Source organism: Arthrobacter sp. UM1, assembly GCF_020483305.1.
Lineage (GTDB): Bacteria > Actinomycetota > Actinomycetes > Actinomycetales > Micrococcaceae > Falsarthrobacter.
On record NZ_JACWAB010000006.1, the window covers coordinates 69182 to 88234 of the forward strand.

The window sequence follows — 19053 nt, forward strand, 5'->3', positions numbered from 1 at the left end:
GCCTATCCCCCGGTCAGGATCCGGAAGCCGACGGCGAGCACCACCGCGTTGTAGAAGAAGCTCAGCGCCGAGTGGACGAGGCCGTGCCAGCGCATGCGCGTCGTCGTCACCGTGACGTCCGAGGTGGCGAAGCTGGAGCCGAGCGTCATCGCGAAGTAGAGGAAGTCCGCGCCCGTGGGGGCGGGCCGTGCCGGGGAAGTCGAGGCCGCCCGTCGTCGGCGTGCCGCTGCCAGCACATCGCCGCCGAGTCGGGCGGGCATCTGCGCGGGACACTCGAGGGCCCGAGAGGCCGAGGGGCCGAGGCTGGCGGGAAAGGCGATGCGGCGAGCGACGGCGCACCGGCGCGACACTGGCGGCATCGCGGCCCTTGTCTTCTCTGCACCCGTCTCCGCCAACGCACCCGGTTTCTGACGCAGACACCCGTTTTCGCTCACGATTTTGAGCAGAAACGGGTGTGAACGGCGCAAGGAGCCGGGACAGGGGCGCCTACGGAAGCCCCCCCGGGCATGGCTGCGCGGCGAACGATGAGAGATGACAGCTGAAACCCGCACAACGTCTTGTAGACCAGTCACAGTGTCGTCTATAGTTGACATCACACGAAAGGAGCGCCGTGCCGAAGAACCTCCGCATGAAAGCGGCCCGGGCCGGGCTCGGCCTCTCGCAGTCCGAGCTCGCGGCGAGGGTCGGCGTCACCCGCCAGACGATCAGCGCCGTCGAGTCCGGGGACTACAACCCGACGATCCGCCTGTGCGTGGCCATCTGCCAGGCTCTGGGCCTCACGCTCAACGACCTCTTCTGGGAGGACCCGTCATGAACATCGCCAGCCGCACCCCCGACAACGCTTCCAAGAACTTCGACGAGCGCCAGCTTGCCGCCCGGCGCCGAGTCGGGACGTTCAGCTTCTTCCTCCTCGCGATCCTCGTCCTGGTCAACGGGATCATCACGGACTACACCGGCCCGTGGGCCTCACCGCTGACCCAGGGGCTGGTCCTGTTCTGGGTCAGCGTGGGATTCTTCACCGTCATGTCCATCTGGCATGGCGCCTTCCTCACGGGGAAGGGGGACTCTGCTCCCTACCGAATCCTCGCGGCGGTCACAGCTCTGGTCTCCTTCCTCTCACTGGCCAAGAAAGCGGTGATAGGTCCGAGCATCGACCTCGGCGGCCCCGGCCACGAGGGGACAGACCTGACCTTCCTCGTCATGGGCCTGTACTTCACCGCCGTCGTCGTCGCACAGTTCCTCCGGCAGAGGCGGGATCGGCGCGAGGCGTTCGCGGAGGACGACCTCGACTGACGGTTCGCAAGGGCGCGCAGAGCCCCGACGGTGCAACCTCCCCCTGTAAATCGTGCGGACCCCTGCGGAGGGTGCCGTCTGTTCCACACCCGTTTTCGCCACCGCACCCGGTTTCCGGCGTAAACACCCGTTTTCGATCACGATTTTGAGCAGAAACGGGTGTGAACCGCGCCAGGTGCACAGAAACGGGTGCGAACGGCACGAGGCGCACGGAACCGGGTGTGTACGGACCTGGACGCACAGAAATGGGTGCGGCCAGGGTCCAGGCGGCGCATGCCGAGCGAAAACGGGTGCAGCTGCGCCCGACTCGCGGCGGCTCGGGCAGGAGCGCGCGAGAGACAGGCGCCCCGCCCTACCGCGTCCGCCCTGCGCGGCGGCCCCGGGTCTCGAGGCCTTCGAAGGCGTAGCCCATTTCGTCGTCGAGCGCGGTGCGGCTGCGGTTCTTCGGGAGGAAGAAGACGTAGACCACGAGCGAGACCGCAATGCACGCCGTGACGTAGAGGAAGAACTCGGTCCGCATGCCGTGCTTGCTGAGGTATTCGCCGATGAGCGGGGTGGTGCCGCCGAAGAGCGAGTTGGCGATCGCGTACCCGAGGCCCACGCCGAGAGCGCGGATCTTCGCGGGGAACAGCTCGGCCTTCACGATCGCGGAGATGGACGTGTAGCCCACGGTGATGACGAGGCCGCCCAGCATGAGCAGGAACGCCGCGAACGGGGAGCGCACGCCGGCGAGGGTGCCGAGAATCGGCCAGGTGAAGAGCACGCCGCCCACGCCGAAGGCGATGAGCACGGTCTTGCGCCCCACCTTGTCCGAGACGAGGCCGGCGAGCGGCTGGAGCAGCATGAAGATGAACAGGGCCCAGAAGTTGATGACCGAGGTCTGGGTCTTGGGGATCCCGGAGACGTTGTTCATGTAGCTGAGGATGTACGTGGTGTACGTGTAGAACGCCACGGTGCCGCCGAGCGTCAGCAGCACGCACACGAGCAGCGGCTTCCAGTGCTGGGTGAAGAGGACCTTGAGGGTGCCCGCGTTCTGCACGTCCTTGCGGTCCGAGGCCACGGCGATCTGCTCGGTCTCGAGGGACTCCTCCATGCTGCGGCGCAGCCAGAGGACCACGAGCGCGGCCACGGCGCCGATCCAGAACGGGATGCGCCAGCCCCACTCGCCGAGCTGGTCCTGGGTGAGGACGTTCTGCAGGACGATGAGCGTGAGCAGGGCCAGCACCTGGCCGCCCACGAGCGTCACGTACTGGAAGCTGGAGAAGAAACCGCGGCGGTTCCTCGTCGCGATCTCGGACATGTAGGTGGCCGAGGTGCCGTACTCGCCGCCGAGCGAGAAGCCCTGGAGCAGCCGCGAGAAGTAGAGGATGATCATGGCCCAGAGGCCGATCGCGTCCTTGCCCGGCAGGAGCGCCAGGATGAGCGAGCCGGCGGACATGAGCGTGATGGAGAGCGTCAGCGCGGCCTTGCGCCCGTGCCGGTCCGCGTACCGCCCGAAGAACCACGAGCCCACCGGCCGCATGAGGAACGTCAGGGCGAAGCCGAGGTAGGCGTCGATCTGGCCCTGGACGGGGTCGTGCTTGTCGAAGAAGTGCGCCGCGAAGTAGGAGCTGAACGCGGCGTAGATGTAGAGGTCGTACCACTCGATGAGGTTGCCGGCCGAGCCCTTGAGCGTGTTCGCCACGGCCTGGCGCATCTGCTCGGGGGTGGGCTTCGCGGCCGGTGCGGTGTCCGTGTGCGCCATGGTGCTCCTTCGCTGGTGTGCCGTCGCGTGCGGACGCGGGCTTCCGGGCCGGGCCCGTCACGACGGCGCGCCGACTCGGGGCCCAGGCTGCGGGCTGCCGCGCCGGCACGCTGAACGCAAGACAGCTTAGGGCACCTGAAAGAACCCTGTGAAACCCAGGTCACACCGATAGGATCTCCGTATGGCCAGCCCCGCCCTCTCCCTGCGCGACTGCGGCCTCACCCTGGGCTCCACCGTCTGCGCTCCGCCCACCACCCTCGATGCGCCGGCCGGGACCCTCACCGCCCTGACCGGGCCGAACGGCAGCGGCAAGACCACGCTCCTGCGCATCGCCGCGGGCCGCGTCCCCCAGCACGGCGGCTCCGCGAGCGTCTTCGGCAGCGCGCCGGACTCCCGCTCGGCCGAGTTCCGCCGGACCGTCTGCGACGGCATCGACCCCGTGGACACCGCCTCGGACCTCACGGTCGGCGAGAACATCGTCATGGTCAGCCTCGCCTGGAACGGCGTCTCCGACCTCCGCGACCTCCCCACCGCGCCCGTCATGCTCGAGCTCGGCGTGGACGCCTTCCTCGACCGCTTCCCGCACGAGCTCTCCTCCGGCCAGCGGCAGATGCTCACTCTCTCGATGCTCCTCGCCCGCCCCTCCCGGCTCATGCTCCTCGACGAGCCCGAGCGGCACCTCGACCACGAGCGCCGCCTCATCCTCGCCCGCGCCCTGCGCTCGCTGGCGGCAGGCGGCCCCGCCGTCGTCGTGAGCACGCACAGCCGCGAGATCCTCGAGGCGGCGGACCAGACGGTTACCCTCGAGGCGCACCTCCCGCGCGCGGATCCGGATCACGACGACGACGGCCTCGCGCAGCCCGGCAGCGAGACCGGGGACGCGGCCCCGTGAGCGCCGAGCCCGACTGGCCCGAGCCCGCCGGCACGGCCTTCTCCCGCTCCCGGCGCGCGGAGAGGTACCTCGCCGGGGCGAGGCTCGCGCGGGGCAAGGAGGGCGGCCGCGTGGAGGCGTGGGTCTACACGTACACGGCGGTCATCGTGGGCGCGTACTTCGCCTTCCCCGCGGGCCAGGCGGTCTCCGCGCTCATCACCGCGGCCCTCGACGCCGCGGCCGGCGCCGTCCCCGACGCGCTCGCCGCGAGCCTTCTCCTCGGCGCGGCCCTCCTCTCCGCGCTGGGGCTCGGGACCGTGGTGGGCCCCGTCCGGGCGGGCAGCGCCACAGTGCGCCGGCGGCTGCGCCTCCCGATCTCCCGCGTGCTCACCCTCGGCCCCGGCTGGGCGGGGGTGTCGGCGGCGGTCAACGCCTTCGCGCTCGTCACGGCCTGGATGGGGATGGCGTTCGGCTCGCTGCGGCCGGCCTCCGTCCCGGGCATGCTCGGCTCGACCCTCCTCGCCGCGGCCGCCGCCCTGACCCTCGCCGCCGTGGGCGAGTGGGGCCGCCGCGTCCCGGTTCTGGCGGGGGCGGCGAGCGTCGTCGTGCTGGCGGGCACGGGGGTGCTGGCTCCGCTCTTCTTCGAGGCGCTCGCGCGGCCCCTTCCGTGGCTCGCGGCCGCTGTGGGGCTCGGGGCGCTGGACGCGTGGATCCTCACGCGGATCCGCGAGGACACGGTGCTCTCGGCGACGGACCGTGTGGACCGCTCGCTCGCGTCCGTCTCGGCGGGCCGTGCCGACGACGGCGCCCGCGGCCTCGTCCCCGCCCCGCGCGGCCTGCGTCGGACGAGCGCGTGGGATGGGCGCAGTCGCGGGACGGGCTGGGACAGAGGCGGAATGGGCCGGGCCGCCAGCGGGGCGGGCCGAGCCCAAGGCGGAACCCGCCGAGACGGGAGCGCCCTCGGGAGAATCCCCGAGGCACGCGGCTCCGCGCGTCTCGGCATTGCGCCCGCCCGGGCCGTGCGCCGAACGCTTGTGGGGCTGCTGCGCCGGCCGGGCTCGGCCGCGATGAGCCTCGGCTGGGTCATCGCGGCGGCCGTGCTGCTGGCGCTGCCCTCGCGCGAGGACTGGGCTTCGACGGCCTACGCGCTCATCCTCTTCGCGGCCTCCGCTCCCCTGTTCCAGCCCGCACGCGAGCACGCCGCCGTGCTCTCGCAGGGAACCGTCATGCCGGCGACGCCCCGCGGCCTCGGCACGATGACAGCTCTCCCCGCCCTCGTCACCGTCCTCGCCGGAAGCGCGGCCGGGCTGATCGCAGCGGACTCGGCCCGCCCGGCCCTGCAGGCCGTCACGGCCTCCGTGCTGGCCGCGGTCATCCACCTCGTGCGGGTGCGCATGTCCGCGAGCAGGACGCCGGACGCGGCCAGGCCGTCCTCCCGCGCCTCCTCGGAGGCCTCCCGGGGCGGCTCCCCCGCCGCTGCCGGCTTCCCGACGACGACGGCCGGCGACGTCGCCGCGCAGATCGTCCTCCCCGTGGCTGTCTTCACCTTCCTGTTCAACGCCCTCGTCCGGGTGCTTCCGGGGGCGTAGGGATCGCGGCTGGTCCAGGGGATTTTCGGCAGAGTGACGCCGTTTCAGCACCGGCTCGCCCTGTGACCGGCAGCACGCGAGGGGACTCCGGCGGCGAGGCGCCGATTCGGGGACGCCGGGGATCAGGCCTGCAGGGCGGATCCCACTGAGGCGCTATAAACAGTGCATGTGCATCACACCACAGCTGGTCAAGACCTGCGCCTGGGCGCTCTTCGCCGTGGACGCCGTGCTCTTCTTCATCCGAGGGTCGGTGTCGATCGCCCCGCTCACCCTGGCGTGGGTCACGATGTTCGCTGCCGGGGACATCATGCAGAGCAGGCAGGCGGAGCGGGAGGCCGGAACCGCTGACCGGCGCGAGCGGCGCGAGCGGCTCGAACGGCAGGCACGGGCCAGGATCGAGCGGGCCCGAATGGAGAGGGCCGGCTGAGGCTCAGCCCGTCCCCCGCCCCCGCCCCGTCCTTGTCCCGGATTTGTGGCGCGTTTCGTGCAGAATCGGGCCGGATTCCGCACGAAACGCGCCACAAACCGGAAAAAGGGGGTGGCAGAAGGGGGAAGAGGGCCGGGAGGAGAGAGACGCCCCCTACAGGATCCTCGCCTCGGTCTTCGCCCGGACCTCGTCCTCGGTGACGCCCGGGGCGGTCTCCACGAGCTTGAGGCCGCCCTCGACCACGTCCAGCACCGCCAGGTCCGTGATGATGCGGTCCACCACGGCCGCGCCGGTCAGCGGCAGCGAGCACTCCTTGAGCACCTTCGCCGAGCCGTCCTTGGCCGTGTGCTCCATGAGCACCACGCGCCGCTTTGCGCCGTGGACCAGGTCCATCGCGCCGCCCATGCCCTTGACCATCTTGCCGGGGATCATCCAGTTCGCGAGGTCGCCGGTCTCGGACACCTGCATGCCGCCGAGGATCGCCACGTCGATCTTCCCGCCGCGGATCATCCCGAAGGACATGGCCGAGTCGAAGTAGGACGCCCCCTTGAGGACGGTGACCGTCTCCTTGCCGGCGTTGATGAGATCGGGGTCGACGTCGTCGTCCACCGGATACGGGCCCACCCCGAGGATGCCGTTCTCCGACTGGAACATGACGAACCGTGACTCGGGGACGTGGTTGGGCACGAGGGTCGGGAGGCCGATGCCCAGGTTGACGAACGCCCCGTCCGGGACCTCGGCGGCGGCGCGGGCCGCCATCTCGTCGCGCGAGAATGCCATGGCTAGTTCCTTCCTCCGGGCGTCTCGGGCGCCGGCTCCCCCGCGGGACGGGTGGTGCGCTTCTCGATGGGCTTCTCGATGTCGGGGCCGACGACGAGGATGCGGTCCACGAACGCGCTCGGCAGGTGGACGGAGTCCGGGTCGATCTCGCCGGGCTCGACGATCTCCTCGACCTGGATCACGCACGTCTTGCCGCTCATGGCCGCGACGGGGTTGAAGTTCCGGGCGGCCTTGTTGAAGACGAGGTTGCCGTACACGTCCGCCTTCCACGCGTGGACGAGCGACATGTCCGCCACGATGGCCTCCTCGAAGACGAACTCCGTGTCCTCGCCGCCGTGGCGGATGGTCCGGGTCTCCTTCTTCTGCGAGGCCTTCTCCACGCTGCCGTCCGCGGCGTACTTCTGCGGCAGGCCGCCCTCGGCCACCTGCGTGCCCACGCCGGCCTGGGTGAAGAAGCCGCCGATGCCGGAGCCGCCCGCGCGCATGCGCTCGGCGAGCGTGCCCTGCGGCATGAGCTCCACCTCGAGCTCGCCCGCGAGGTACTGCCGCGCGAACTCCTTGTTCTCCCCGACGTAGGAGGACATCATCTTCCGCAGCCGCCCCGCCTCGAGGAGCACGGCCAGGCCGATCCCGTCCACGCCGGCGTTGTTGCTCGCCACGGAGAGGTCGTCGGCGCCGGAAGCCAGGACCGCGTCGATGAGGATCTGCGGGATGCCGTTGAGGCCGAACCCGCCTACGGAGAGCGTCTGCCCGGACGCGATGCCCTGCACCGCCTCCTCCGGCGTGCGGACGATCTTGGAGCCGGGCAGCTGCGCGAGCCGCTCGACCTTCTCCTGCAGCTCCGGCGAGAGCGCCGGGGGCTGGCCGGACGGGACCGGCGAGTGTGCTTCTGGGGTCATCGGGCGCCCCACCCTCCATCCATCGGGAACGACGAGCCGGTCACCATGCCGGCGTCCTTGCCAGCGAGCCACATCACGAGCGAGGCGACCTCCTCCGGCTGCACGAGCCGCTTGATCGACGCCTCGGCCAGCATGATCTGGCTCACAACATCTTCTTCCCTCATGCTATTCAGCCGAGCCTGATCGCGCACCTGCCCCCGCACGAGCGGCGTCTCCACAAAGGCCGGGCCGATGCAGTTGCTCGTCACGCCGTGCTCGCCGGCCTCGAGGGCGATGGTCTTGCTCAGCCCCTCGAGCCCGTGCTTCGCCGCGACGTAGGCGGACTTGTACGGGGAGGCCTGCAGCCCGTGGACCGAGGACATGTGGATCAGCCGGCCGAAGCCCCGCTCGTACATCCCCGGCAGCACCCACTTCGAGAGCAGGAACGGCGCCTCCAGCATGATCCGGTGCAGCAGCCGCCAGTCCTCCGCCTTGTACTCGTGGACCGGGTTCATCCGCTGGACGCCTGCGTTGTTGACGAGGATGTCGACGTCGGACGGCCGCTCCGCGAGCTCCCGCTCCAGGGCCTCGGTGTCGGAGAAGTCGACCACCCAGGCCTCGCCGCCGATCCGCTCGGCGACCCGGCGTGCGCCGTCGTCGTCGCGATCCGCCACGGTGACCCGGGCGCCGGCCTCCGCGAGCGCCTCGGCGGCCGCGAGGCCGATCCCCGAGGCTCCCCCGGTGACGACGGCGTGCTTTCCCTCGAAGAACGAGTCCATCAGTGCTCCTGTGCGTTGGTCTGGGGTGGGCTGGGCGGGCGCCCGGTCTAGACGGTGCCCTTCTCGGCGAGGAGGCGCTCGCGGTCCTCGTCGTCGATCTTCTCAAGGTCCGCGCCCCGGGTCTCGCGGAGCACGAGCACCGAGACGAACGTGATGGCGCACGCGATCGCGAGGTAGATCGAGACGGAGACCGGCGCGCCCGTGCGCTTGAGGAGCTCGAGCGAGATGATCGGCGCGAGCGAGCCCGCCACGATCGAGGTGACCTGGTAGCCGAGCGAGACGCCCGAGTAGCGCATCCGGGTGGGGAACATCTCCGCCATGAGGGCCGGCTGCGGCGCGTACATGAGGCCGTGGATGAGCAGGCCGAGGATGATCGCGAGGAGGATGACGAACGGGTTCTTCGTGTCGAACATCGGGAACGCGGCGAAGCCCCACGCCGCCATGAGCACCGCGCCCGCCGCGTAGACGGGCCTGCGGCCGAAGCGGTCCGAGGCGCGGCCCCACATCGGGACGGTGCAGAAGTGGATGACGTGCGCGATGAGCATCCAGAGCAGAATCGCCGAGGTGTCCATCTTGAGGAACGTCTTCAGGTAGGTGATCGAGAACGTCACGATGATGTAGTACGCGATGTTCTCCGCGAACCGCAGGCCCATCGCCGTGAAGACGCCGCGCGGGTAGCGCCGGAACACCTCGCCGACGCCGAAGGACTGGGCCTTGGACTCCTCGACCTCCTCCTGGACCTCCTTGAAGATCGGCGCGTCCTCCACCTTGGTGCGGATGTAGTAGCCGACGGCGACGATGAGCGCCGAGAGCCAGAAGCCGACGCGCCAGCCCCAGGAGTCGAACTGCCCGGTGGAGAGGGTCTTGGACAGGATGAGCAGGACGATCGTGGCGAGCAGGTTGCCGAGCGGCACCGCCGACTGCGGCCAGGACGCCCAGAAGCCGCGCTCCCTGTTGGGCGCGTGCTCGGCCACGAGGAGGACGGCGCCGCCCCACTCGCCGCCGACGGCGAAGCCCTGGAGGAAGCGCAGCGCCACGAGGAGGACCGGCGCGGCGTAGCCGATCTGGTGGAACGTGGGCAGGCAGCCCATGAGGAACGTGGAGACGCCCACGAGGATGATGGCGATCTGGAGCAGGTGCTTGCGCCCGTGCTTGTCGCCGAAGTGGCCGAACACGATGCCGCCGAGCGGGCGGGCCACGAAGCCGACGGCGTAGGTGATGAACGCCTTGATGATGCCGTCCGCGTCGCTGCCCGTGTCCGGGAAGAACTGGTGGCCGAAGACGAGCGTGGCCGCGGTGGCGTAGAGGAAGAACTCGTACCACTCGACGACGGTGCCCGCCATGGACGCGGCCACGACCCGGCGCAGGCCCCGGCTCGTGGCGCTGGTGTGGGGGCCGTTGCCGGGGGCGGGGGTGGCGGGGGCGGCGGGGCTCGACGCCGGGCCGCCGTGGCCCGGTCCTGTCGGGCCACCGTGACCGGGTCCTGTCGGGCGGCCGGCTCCGGGGGCGGCCGAGCCGTTTCCGGGTGCTGCGGTGGACATGGGTGGCCTCCTGGAGGTGAGTCAGCCTTGTGGGGGTGAGGTCTGAAAATGAACGTGACTCAGGTCACTATTTCCGGACAGAGTACCAGTGATCTGCGCACAGATGACAGGAGTTCCTTGAAGTAGTGCGTGCATTTGTGCACGCGCAGGGTGCAGGGGCGCCCCATTGGCCCCAAAAAACGTCCTCCCCCACTCGTCTCGCCCGTCTTGACCCGCCCCTCGCCCGCACCGCACCCTCTTCCGCTCACCTCCGGCGATCCACACCGCTTTCTGCTCACGCCCCCGCCGGCCCACACCCGCTTCCGCACGCCCCGGCGATCCACACCCGTTTCTGCTCAAAAACCCGCTCAGAACCGGGTGTATTCGCCTGAAAGCGGGTGCGAAGGCGAAAACGGGTGTGGCGACGGGAGTGAGGACGGCGTCGAGCCGAGAGAGCGAGGCCGGGAGATATGACCAGGACGGCAGACCTCCAGTCCCCTCCTAGACTGACGCCATGAGCAACCTGGAGAAGGACCCGCCGCTCCTCGCCTGCGCGGAGGCCCGAACCGAAGCGACGGCGGCCGCCCGGGGTGAGGCGACGGCGGGCGTCCGGATTGAGGCGACGGCGGCCGCCCAGGCTGGGGGCACTGCGGAGGACCAGGCCAACGCAGGCGACGGAGTCACCGCGCAGGATGGGCCCGGACCCGCCGCGGAGGACGGGCCCGGCGTCGTCGTCATCCGCCCGCGGGACGTTCCGCTCGGCGGACTGCGCGCCATGACCGTGCGGCGGACGCTGCCGGCGAGGGAGCGCTCGCTCATCGGCGCGTGGTGCTTCCTGGACCACTACGGGCCCGACGACGTCTCCCAGACCGGCGGCATGAACGTCCCGGCGCACCCGCACACCGGGCTGCAGACGGTGTCCTGGCTGTTCACGGGCGAGATCGACCACCGCGACTCCGCCGGCCACGCCGCCCGCGTCCGCCCCGGCGAGCTCAACCTCATGACCGCCGGCCGCGGCATCAACCACTCCGAGTTCACCGCCGCTGGCACCACCGTCCTCCACGGCTGCCAGCTGTGGGTCGCGCTGCCGGACGGCTCGCGCTTCACAGACCCGGGCTTCGAGCACTACGCGCCGGAGCCCCTTGAGCTTCCGGGGGCCACGGTCCGCGTCTTCCTCGGCAGCCTCCTCGGGGAGACGTCGCCGGTGACGGCATTCTCGCCGCTGCTCGGCGCGGAGATCCTGCTCGACGACGGCGCCACCCTGGACCTGCCCCTGAACCCGGGATTCGAGCACGGGGTCCTCGTGGACCAGATGCCGTCGGGCGGCGTCGTCGAGCCTGCAGGCGAGAGCGGTGCCGTCGAGGGGACGCCCGAGAGCGGCGTCGTCGGGCTTGCCGTGGAGGGCGGGGAGGCCCGGGAGATCCGCCCCTCTGAGCTCGCGGCCGTGGACGCGGGAGCCACGCGGATGACGCTGAGCGCGCGAGGCGGCCCGGCGCGGTTGCTCCTGCTCGGCGGCGAGCCGTTCGGCGAGGAGATCCTCATGTGGTGGAACTTCGTGGGCCGCACGCATGACGAGGTGGCGGCCTTCCGCGCCGAGTGGCAGGAAGAGATCGGGGCGCGGCAGGCGGAGATCGGCGCTGAGACTCCCGGGACCGCTCCCCGTAGCGGCGGCCCGGAGCACGACGACGGAGGCCGACCGCCGCACATCCCGGACACGAGTCGCTACGGCGCGCCGGTCACGGAGGAGACGATCCCGGCGCCCGCGCTGCCGAAGGTCAGGCTCCGCACCCGAGGGAACCGGAGGCGGGGCGAGCCAGGGCGCGGAGGGGACCGCAAGACGGGGCCGACGGGGGACCACAGCGCAGGGCGCGTTCGGGAGCGCGAGGCGGGGCAGAACGGGGACCGCTCGTGACCCCGGGACAGGACCGCCCGCCCCGGCATTCGGGCTTCGCGGCCCTGCTGCCGCACGGCGTGGAGGTCTCCGAGACGGGGATTGACTTCCCGCCCGCGCGGCCCAACGCCCAGGAGGAGGCGCTGGTGCGGGAGGCCGTCGGGAAGCGACGCAGGGAGTTCGCCGAGGGACGCGAGTACGCCCACGCCGCCCTCCTGCGCCTCGGCCGCCCGGCGAATGCGATCCTCCGCGGGGAGCGGGGAGAGCCGCTGTGGCCGGAGGGCGTAGTCGGGAGCATCACGCACTGCGAGGGGCACCGGGCGGCCGCCGTCGGGCTCGAGGGAGACGTGCGCTCCCTCGGGATCGACGTCGAGCAGAACGAGCCGCTGCCGGAGGGGGTGCTGGAGATCGTGCTCGCGGCGGACGAGTCGCGGGAGGAGCTCGCGGCGCTCGGAGAGGCGGCGCGTCGGCGGACCGGGCACCCGGTCAGCGCGGAGCGGCTGCTGTTCAGCGCCAAGGAGTCCGTCTACAAGGCGTGGTTCCCGCTGACGGGCCTGTGGCTCGACTTCCACGAGGTGACGGTCCGCTTCGGCGAGGACGGGACGTTCGCCGCGCGGATCCGCCGTGACGCGGGGCCGATTCCCGAGGGCGTCCCGGGGCAGATGCGGGGCGCCTGGAGCGCGGAGGCGGGGCTGCTGAGGACGGCGGTGGCGGTCGGGGCTCAGGACTGGGACGGCGCGAGCTCTCGGCCCAGCCAGCTCACTAGAGATGCAAGGTTCTTCCACAGGTAGAAGTGATCCCCTTCGAAGACTTTGACTGTAACAGTGCCTCTGGTCAGCCGACTCCACCCCATGAGGGAACTCACCTCAAGATCCTCGTCGGCGCTCCCGCCTGCCAACAGCAAGTTAGCGGACACCGAGACGCCATCGTCTGGCCTGTAGTCAGAAAGAATCCGGCAATCAGCGCGCAACGGCTTAAGAAGAAAGTCCCGAGTCGCATCTCCCTCAAGAGCGCCGCTTGGAAGATCGGCGAGCTGCTCGAGAGCCCTCACAGACGCCAAGTCATCGAGATGCCGGGCTACCCGTTCTCCGGCCATCTGAGGCGGCGCACTGGCAGATGCTACAAGGCTAGCCACGCCAAAACCCCTCAACTCCGCCATACGGGTTGCCTCAAAAGCCACCACGGCCCCCATGCTGTGACCGAAGAAGGAGACCGGACGGGAATCAGACCAGTCGACAGCGTCAACGACTTCCCGAGCAAGGGCAGCCACCGACTCCGGCAGAGTGTCATCCCACCTGTCAAGACGCCCTGGATACTGGACGACCCACACATCATATTCTTCAGCCAGCAGTTCTGAGAACCTGAAGAACGATGACGCATTCCCCCCGGCAAAGGGAAACAGAACAATGCGATTTCCATCGCGCGGCCCCTCATGAAACCTGCGAAGACATGAGCTTGCTGGTTCAAAGTGATCAGTCATCGTGCTTCCTAACCGCGGTTCTCGTTTGCAGGCCATGAGCGTCCGGCAGGGAGCGGAACGCCGTCCTCAGCGCGAGTCCCGACGCTCCGGCGCGCCCTGACGGGCGGTTCATCCGGCTCCGCGCAACGCGGCTTCTGAAAGGGCGCTTCGCTGCCCTCTCTGAGCTTCGGAGCAACCACCAAAATAGGCACGATGGCACTCACCAGCATGAGAGCGATTATCACCAGCAAGGCGCCGAATGGGAAAGAGCCGAGGTGGGCTACAGGGCTTTTGAACAGTCCTATCCGGACGACCAGGTCCGTCCCCCAGACGATGAGACTGCCTACCGCGCACCCCGCCCCAGTCACGATCCCGGCCCACCAGAGCAGAGCAGAGCGTCGCTGACCGCTTGTCATTCCAATGCGAGCCAGAGCTTCGATTTCACCCCTGCGGGTGGAATACCACATGAGGACTGCGTTCGTGACGGCGAGCATCGAGAAGACACCGGCCGGCAGCAGCACTACCGCCACACCCTTGACGCTGTTGGCCGCATAAGCTCGCGCAGAGTCATCAGCCCAAGCATCGACCCCCTGAGCTTGTCCCACAGCGCCGCTCTTTTCTAGACGTTCAGCCAGTCCCTCGGGGTCGTGGCTTGTGAAATAGGCTCGCTCCACCGTCCCCCCAGGCATATGCTTCGCAGCCCATTCCCGTCCAAGCATGACCTGAGGAATTAGATCCGAGCTCCCGCCGACAATCGCAACGATCGGAAGCGAATGCCGCTTACGATCCGGTGTCACGAACGTAAGAGTCTGCCCTACTCGATAACCGTCGTCAGCAGCCTCTTGGCGACTTAGCGCAACGCCGCCGCTACGAATTCGACTGAGGTCGCCTGCAACCACGACGCCGCCTCGTGTCTTGGCCATCGCTTCCGGATCGATTCCTTCAGCATTCAGCTCAAGGGCAGTATCTCGATCCGTAGCGACAACAACCTGCCTAAGTGGAGCGTCAACGGCCCCGGCTCCCAGCCTCTGCGCGCCTTCCGGCGAGAAGTTCGGATGGATGGCAGTAGCCACAACATCGGCCTTCACCTCGGCTCGAGTAGCTGCATTTGTTGCATATGCATCCGAGGCGAGCGTTGCTGTCACAGCCCCGGCGATGCCGACAAAAAGCACCGCGGGCAACGCGACGACGGGGACAGCGTCGCGACTCGAACGCGCAGTCTCTGCGCCAAAATGGGCGACGGCGCTTGGGCGAACAGCCTTGACCACACCTGCAATCATATTTACCACTGCTGGAATAAGGACGGGCGCAAGAAGAGCGACACAGAGGCCCATGGCCATCGGCAGAAGGAGTCCAAGCCCGACTGCACCATCGCCAGGAGAGCCCGACGCAAGAAGTCCAAAGCCGCCGATGCCCATGAGTCCGAGCAGCGCGAACAGCCAGCGGCGTCTCGATATCCGGCGGGCAGGGATGATGTCGCGGCTGGCCAAAATAGGCGTGACGTCCAAAGCCCTTCGGGAACCCCGACGCGCGCCGAGGACCGAGACTCCCACGGTCACGAGAACCGTCAAGACAATCCCCAGAAGTGAAGGGGAATGCCTGAAGTCCGCTGACACGTACCCAGCTGCCCTGAGCGCCGAAAGAACCGGCGGAGCGAGGAACACGGAAATGATCGAACCGGCCAGAGAAGCGACAAGAGCCAGCGCCGCCACCTCGGCGCTCAACACCTTCCTCAGGACCCCTGAGGTAGCACCGAGCAAACGCAGAGCGCCAAGCTCTTTCACACGTGCGACCACGAGATACCCCACAGTCATCGAGAGCGTGGCTGCGGTGAGAAACAAGCAGACGACACCGACGGTGCCTGCGACGGAGAGCAGGTCCTCACGTCCTGAGCCCATCGGCGAATAGTGCTCCGTCGCCGCTCCTAGATTCCCATCGTTGTCCAGAGTCCCGCTTCCCGTGATGAGGACATCGAACCCGCCGTCGGGCGTCGAGAACGCAGTGATGAGGAGTTGCATGCAGGCACCAACGATCGATGATCCCACGAGAAGGGTGACTAAACTACCCAGAAAAAGAAGCCAGTGCTTACGGACAGTTGCAAAGACCCAGGTCAGCATCCCCTCAACTCCAGATATGATTGACCGCACGCGAGATTTGATCAGGATCTCCGCCTCTCACGACGTCAGCAATCGAGCCATCCGACATCACCACGACATCATCCGCCCAAGCAGCTGCCACCGCGTCATGAGTCACCATGATGGTGGTGGATCCGAGTTCTGATGCGGACTGACGCATGAGGGCCAAAACATCACGGGCTGTCCGACTGTCCAAAGCACCCGTCGGCTCGTCTGCGAAGATCGTGCCAGGTCGGCTGGCGAGTGCACGGGCAATAGCCACCCGCTGCCGCTGACCTCCGGAAAGCGTTCCGATTGGAGAACGCGCCTTATCAGCGAGTCCCACACGCTCCAAAGCGCCGCGAATGTCTGAGGTGCTCAATGGGCGTCCGGCAAGGCGCTGAGGGAGCGCCACGTTGCCATGAACGTCGAGGGCTTCAAACAAGTTGTAATCCTGGAAGATGAAGCCACAGGTGTCTCGCCTGACCAGGGCCCTATCGTCTTCGTCCAGCCCCGTCAGCGAATGCCCATCCAAGGAAACTGATCCGGAGTCCGGGACATCCAACCCGCAGAGACAGTTGAGAAGTGTCGTCTTCCCTGACCCAGACGGCCCCATGATCGCCGTAAATGATCCGGGGCGAAAAGCATACGTCACGCCCCGCAAAACGGCCTCTGACGACCTATCTCCGTACGATTTAACGACACCCTGTGCGGATGTCACTCCTCTGGACTGAAGGTGGTAAATGCTCATGACTCCATCAAATCGGCCCAAGCTGTTTTAGTCATTAGCCTCAGGGCCCGATCGCGGGTAGCGCTGACGCTACCCTCCCCCCTCTTCATCGGAACGGCTTCGAAGATACGTGAGGACTGCCGAGACGCGACGATCCACCTTCTCCTTCATCGGCAGCTTGGCGAAGATGCTGCCGACGTGCTTGCGCACAGCTGCTTCCGAAACCCAAAGCCGTTCAGCGATCGCGCCATTTGTCTGGCCCTGTGCCATCAGCTCCAGCACCTCTAGTTCCCGAGGGCTCAGGGCCGACAACCCAGCATATTGACGAGAGCGCCGCATCAAAGCGTGGACGATGTCGGGATCGATGATGGTCGCTCCCGCCAGCACGCCTTCAATCGCTGAGATGAAAGTCGCCACGTGCCCCACCCGTTCTTTCAGGAGGTAGCCGAGGCCACCGCTTGCATCCTGGTCCAAGATCTCCGGCAGGTACGCCACGGAAGCATATTGGGAGAGAATTAGCACAGGCATCTCAGGATGCTCACGGCGCAGGCAACGAACCGCCCGCAGCCCCTCGTCAGAGAAGTCAGGCGGCATCCTAACATCCGTGACAACAAGGTCTACGTCCGCTTGTTCAAGACCTGAGTGAAGGTCCTCCGCGTTGCCCACAGACAACGCGATCTCACACCCAGCCCTAGCCATTACAGCTGAAATTCCCTCTCGCAACAGGGGAAGATCTTCCGCCAGCGCCACTCTCACAAGCTCTCCTGTCGGTGTGCGCAGTTGTGGCACCCGACCGCCCGCCTCTTCGACAGAACTCAATCCATGCCTCCCCTTGGGACATCCGAATCAAATTCATGAACAGCAACTTCTCTGGGGCTGCTCGCCTCCAGCGGGCAAGACATCACCACGGAAGTACCACCACCCTGCCTCGGGCCGATCCGGAGACTTCCACCCAACGCCGACGCTCGAAGTTTCAATCCTTCCAGACCACCTCCCGGCCGCGACCTCGCTCCACCGACCCCATCGTCGTCGATCCTCAGCAACCATTCTCCTCCCTTCACTTCGCCGACTACTTCTGTACGGGAAGCCTCTGCATGCTTCATCACGTTGGCCAAGGCTTCACTCACCACAAAATAGCTGACCTGCTCCACCCGTCGCGGGAGTCGAGAACTCGTTGGAAGATCGACACAAACATCACCCGGAAAGTCGGCTATGAGATCCTGGACGGCGGGCGTCAGCCCGCGTTCCGTGAGAGCCCTTGGCAGGATGCCTCGGATCGTCTGTCTCAACTCGGCTAATGCTTCGTCGGCTTGTCTATGCGCATGGGAAAGCATCTGTCTCACTGTCTCGTTTTCGGCATTCGTCTCTGCAAGCCCCAGGCTCATCGCGAGGGCAACCAGCCTGTGTTGAACACCGTCATGCAACATTCCTTCAATACGACGCCGCTCCGTGTCGAACGCGTCCAGAAGGAGATCCCGCGAAGCTCGAAGCTCCAAGGCCTCGGCCTCCGCATCCTCAAGCCGAGAAACAGTCAGGGACCTGTAAAAGCCCACTTGGACAAGAGCGAGTCCCGTCGCTGCGTAGAGGAACCCTGCAGCGGCGGCGATCGAGAGGAAACAGAGAAGATAAGCCTCACCATCACTCCTCACCACCCAGTCGAAAATGCTGATCGAGTCCCAGCGAATGAGGAGAGGTGCGAGTGCTAGGCCTGCGACAGTCACCGACGCTAAGAGGAGAAAGGCGACGCTAACGGGGGCAAAGAGGAGTCCTGCTGCGATCGCGACTCCCACGACTGTCCTGCCGTCGCCTTCCCCATACCCTCGACGCAGCCTGCAGGCCAGGACTGGATCTACCAGATCAGTCTGCAAGGCCAAGAGACGCGACGCGGCCCGGGCTAGCGGCCCAGACCCCACCCCAGACGCCAAGAGGACGGCAATCGGAAACGTGGATATCAGGATGAACGGGCCCGCGACAGCAGTCGCCAGGACAAAGAGCAATGCCCTCCACGGCGACGATCCACGGAAAAAGACATGGGGCAGAGCCAACCGGATCGGTGGCCGCGATCCGCACGAGCCGCGCAAACCAGCGCCTGGCTTGTTCAGCCAAGGGTCACTCGAGTGCGAGTCCACCAACCAACGTCTCGGCATAATCGAAGACATATCCCTTTCCGATCTCGATGGGCTCAAGGGAAGCGAAGTCCGGGTCCAGGACGTCCTGGAATGTAACGTGTGCATCCCCAGCCAGGATCTCGGAGAACTCCACCCCCTCCACGTGGGAAGTCATCAATGGCCAGTCCTTCCGGCCCTGCTTCTCGTTGAGCTCTGACATCACCCACGGCGGCTGGACTCTGCTGTGCACAAGAGGAACATCGTGCAGAAGCGGCCTCTCTCTGACCGGCGAAGCCGCTTCGACAGAGAGGTCGATGACCCTACGGCCTTCCACTGACAGAGTCCCGGTATAGTTCCCAGACCCTCCGGGGCGAGGGCCGGTGCGGCCCACACGCTTCGGCCGCGTGGTACCAATTTCGCCAAACTGCTTGGGCATACCCTGCAACCAACCACGCATCATGGGGACGGCACTGTCTACCCAAGCATAGGGACATCTCGCCAACGCCCGACCGTTGTACTCACATCGAAGGAGGACGAGAAACTCGCCGAATTGGGACGATCGGGGTTCCCGAAGCTCGCGCCCGCTTGTCGAACACCATGCCCAGTCCGCAAAGACGAAAGCGGCGGCCCCAGGGTCAGCTCCCAAGTCAAGTTCAGCAGGAAGGAACGAGCGGGCCGCATCCGGGTCGACTCGTAGCTCCACCATAGTGACCTCGCCCGCGAAATGCCAGGGCGGCGGCGTCAACATGGACGAGACGCCTGAAGGCGAAAGAGGAAGACTGTACCCCCGCGGGCTATCCACGGCTTTGCTGTTCTGCCTCGTTTTCATGGTCTCCACCTAGTCTCTTCGGTTGCGGACTCTCACAAACG

At 67.4% G+C, this 19053-nt stretch carries 19 protein-coding genes; 7 read left to right on the forward strand and 12 right to left on the reverse strand.

The features are described from left to right. Positions 1 to 2 precede the first annotated feature (2 nt). The gene (locus H9I38_RS08400; RefSeq protein WP_226338345.1) at positions 3 to 260 is read right to left on the reverse strand and encodes a DUF1345 domain-containing protein; all 258 of its coding nucleotides are present in this window, start codon (positions 258 to 260) and stop codon (positions 3 to 5) included. 350 nt (positions 261 to 610) lie between these two features. Between H9I38_RS08400 and H9I38_RS08405 the strand changes: the two genes are divergently transcribed. Continuing rightward, on the forward strand, positions 611 to 814 hold the full coding sequence (locus H9I38_RS08405) for a helix-turn-helix transcriptional regulator (protein ID WP_226338346.1): 204 nt from the start codon (positions 611 to 613) through the stop codon (positions 812 to 814). Further along, positions 811 to 1293 (forward strand): hypothetical protein, encoded by a 483-nt coding sequence (locus H9I38_RS08410; RefSeq protein WP_226338347.1) that lies wholly within the window; start codon positions 811 to 813, stop codon positions 1291 to 1293. Before H9I38_RS08405 ends, H9I38_RS08410 begins: the two co-directional genes overlap by 4 nt. 352 nt (positions 1294 to 1645) lie before the next feature. On the opposite strand, the gene H9I38_RS08415 is transcribed toward H9I38_RS08410, so the two are convergent. Beyond that, a complete protein-coding gene (locus H9I38_RS08415; protein WP_226338349.1) occupies positions 1646 to 3037 on the reverse strand; it encodes an MFS transporter in 1392 nt (463 codons plus the stop codon). Positions 3038 to 3218: 181 nt separating this feature from the next. On the opposite strand from H9I38_RS08415, the gene H9I38_RS08420 reads away from it, so the two are divergent. The 3 genes from H9I38_RS08420 to H9I38_RS08430 all read left to right on the forward strand — a co-directional run bounded on the left by H9I38_RS08420 (position 3219) and on the right by H9I38_RS08430 (position 5924). Beyond that, a complete protein-coding gene (locus H9I38_RS08420) occupies positions 3219 to 3929 on the forward strand; it encodes an AAA family ATPase (RefSeq protein ID WP_226338350.1) in 711 nt (236 codons plus the stop codon). After that, positions 3926 to 5497: a hypothetical protein gene (locus H9I38_RS08425; protein ID WP_226338351.1), complete on the forward strand. Its 1572-nt coding sequence runs from the start codon at positions 3926 to 3928 to the stop codon at positions 5495 to 5497. Before H9I38_RS08420 ends, H9I38_RS08425 begins: the two co-directional genes overlap by 4 nt. 166 nt (positions 5498 to 5663) lie before the next feature. After that, positions 5664 to 5924, forward strand: coding sequence for a hypothetical protein (locus H9I38_RS08430; protein WP_226338353.1), 261 nt, complete (start codon positions 5664 to 5666; stop codon positions 5922 to 5924). Between the two features lie 153 nt (positions 5925 to 6077). On the opposite strand, the gene H9I38_RS08435 is transcribed toward H9I38_RS08430, so the two are convergent. The 4 genes from H9I38_RS08435 to H9I38_RS08450 are packed head-to-tail and all read right to left on the reverse strand — an operon-like array spanning position 6078 to position 9902. Beyond that, positions 6078 to 6704: a 3-oxoacid CoA-transferase subunit B gene (locus H9I38_RS08435; protein ID WP_226338355.1), complete on the reverse strand. Its 627-nt coding sequence runs from the start codon at positions 6702 to 6704 to the stop codon at positions 6078 to 6080. 2 nt (positions 6705 to 6706) lie between these two features. Continuing rightward, the gene (locus H9I38_RS08440; RefSeq protein ID WP_413463538.1) at positions 6707 to 7603 is read right to left on the reverse strand and encodes a CoA transferase subunit A; all 897 of its coding nucleotides are present in this window, start codon (positions 7601 to 7603) and stop codon (positions 6707 to 6709) included. Beyond that, a complete protein-coding gene (locus H9I38_RS08445; RefSeq protein ID WP_226338356.1) occupies positions 7600 to 8361 on the reverse strand; it encodes a 3-hydroxybutyrate dehydrogenase in 762 nt (253 codons plus the stop codon). The genes H9I38_RS08440 and H9I38_RS08445 overlap by 4 nt, the downstream gene beginning before the upstream one ends. Positions 8362 to 8408: 47 nt before the next feature. Then, positions 8409 to 9902 carry an MFS transporter gene (locus tag H9I38_RS08450; RefSeq protein ID WP_319002221.1) on the reverse strand — a complete coding sequence of 498 codons (1494 nt, stop codon included), beginning with the start codon at positions 9900 to 9902 and terminating at the stop codon, positions 8409 to 8411. Positions 9903 to 10395: 493 nt separating this feature from the next. Here H9I38_RS08450 and H9I38_RS08455 point away from each other — a divergent pair, with 493 nt between their 5' ends. Beyond that, a complete protein-coding gene (locus H9I38_RS08455) occupies positions 10396 to 11793 on the forward strand; it encodes a pirin family protein (protein WP_226338357.1) in 1398 nt (465 codons plus the stop codon). Continuing rightward, positions 11790 to 12563, forward strand: coding sequence for a 4'-phosphopantetheinyl transferase family protein (locus H9I38_RS08460; protein ID WP_226338358.1), 774 nt, complete (start codon positions 11790 to 11792; stop codon positions 12561 to 12563). The genes H9I38_RS08455 and H9I38_RS08460 overlap by 4 nt, the downstream gene beginning before the upstream one ends. Here the strand turns inward: H9I38_RS08460 and H9I38_RS08465 are convergent. From H9I38_RS08465 to H9I38_RS08490, 6 genes are all read right to left on the reverse strand, one after another. Then, positions 12494 to 13252, reverse strand: a complete 759-nt coding sequence (locus tag H9I38_RS08465) for a thioesterase II family protein (protein WP_226338359.1) — start codon at positions 13250 to 13252, stop codon at positions 12494 to 12496. The genes H9I38_RS08460 and H9I38_RS08465 overlap by 70 nt on opposite strands. A gap of 8 nt (positions 13253 to 13260) precedes the next feature. Beyond that, complete coding sequence (locus H9I38_RS08470; protein ID WP_226338361.1) at positions 13261 to 15249, reverse strand: FtsX-like permease family protein; 1989 nt, start codon at positions 15247 to 15249, stop codon at positions 13261 to 13263. Between the two features lie 103 nt (positions 15250 to 15352). After that, positions 15353 to 16096, reverse strand: coding sequence for an ABC transporter ATP-binding protein (locus H9I38_RS08475; RefSeq protein ID WP_226338362.1), 744 nt, complete (start codon positions 16094 to 16096; stop codon positions 15353 to 15355). A 69-nt stretch (positions 16097 to 16165) separates the two neighbouring features. After that, positions 16166 to 16864 carry a response regulator transcription factor gene (locus tag H9I38_RS08480; protein ID WP_319002222.1) on the reverse strand — a complete coding sequence of 233 codons (699 nt, stop codon included), beginning with the start codon at positions 16862 to 16864 and terminating at the stop codon, positions 16166 to 16168. Between the two features lie 26 nt (positions 16865 to 16890). Next, entirely contained in the window at positions 16891 to 17865 is a 975-nt protein-coding gene (locus H9I38_RS08485) for a sensor histidine kinase (RefSeq protein WP_226338365.1), read from the reverse strand. 319 nt (positions 17866 to 18184) lie between these two features. Beyond that, positions 18185 to 19012 (reverse strand): acetoacetate decarboxylase family protein, encoded by an 828-nt coding sequence (locus H9I38_RS08490; protein WP_226338415.1) that lies wholly within the window; start codon positions 19010 to 19012, stop codon positions 18185 to 18187. Positions 19013 to 19053: the final 41 nt, after the last annotated feature.

Coding starts and splice junctions, on each gene's coding strand:
- H9I38_RS08400 (WP_226338345.1), bottom strand. CDS start 260: ATGCCCGCCCGACTCGGCGGCGATGTGCTGGCAGCGGCACGCCGACGA.
- H9I38_RS08410 (WP_226338347.1), top strand. CDS start 811: ATGAACATCGCCAGCCGCACCCCCGACAACGCTTCCAAGAACTTCGAC.
- H9I38_RS08415 (WP_226338349.1), bottom strand. CDS start 3,037: ATGGCGCACACGGACACCGCACCGGCCGCGAAGCCCACCCCCGAGCAG.
- H9I38_RS08420 (WP_226338350.1), top strand. CDS start 3,219: ATGGCCAGCCCCGCCCTCTCCCTGCGCGACTGCGGCCTCACCCTGGGC.
- H9I38_RS08430 (WP_226338353.1), top strand. CDS start 5,664: ATGTGCATCACACCACAGCTGGTCAAGACCTGCGCCTGGGCGCTCTTC.
- H9I38_RS08435 (WP_226338355.1), bottom strand. CDS start 6,704: ATGGCATTCTCGCGCGACGAGATGGCGGCCCGCGCCGCCGCCGAGGTC.
- H9I38_RS08440 (WP_413463538.1), bottom strand. CDS start 7,603: ATGACCCCAGAAGCACACTCGCCGGTCCCGTCCGGCCAGCCCCCGGCG.
- H9I38_RS08445 (WP_226338356.1), bottom strand. CDS start 8,361: ATGGACTCGTTCTTCGAGGGAAAGCACGCCGTCGTCACCGGGGGAGCC.
- H9I38_RS08450 (WP_319002221.1), bottom strand. CDS start 9,902: ATGTCCACCGCAGCACCCGGAAACGGCTCGGCCGCCCCCGGAGCCGGC.
- H9I38_RS08455 (WP_226338357.1), top strand. CDS start 10,396: ATGAGCAACCTGGAGAAGGACCCGCCGCTCCTCGCCTGCGCGGAGGCC.
- H9I38_RS08465 (WP_226338359.1), bottom strand. CDS start 13,252: ATGACTGATCACTTTGAACCAGCAAGCTCATGTCTTCGCAGGTTTCAT.
- H9I38_RS08470 (WP_226338361.1), bottom strand. CDS start 15,249: ATGCAACTCCTCATCACTGCGTTCTCGACGCCCGACGGCGGGTTCGAT.
- H9I38_RS08475 (WP_226338362.1), bottom strand. CDS start 16,096: ATGAGCATTTACCACCTTCAGTCCAGAGGAGTGACATCCGCACAGGGT.
- H9I38_RS08490 (WP_226338415.1), bottom strand. CDS start 19,012: ATGAAAACGAGGCAGAACAGCAAAGCCGTGGATAGCCCGCGGGGGTAC.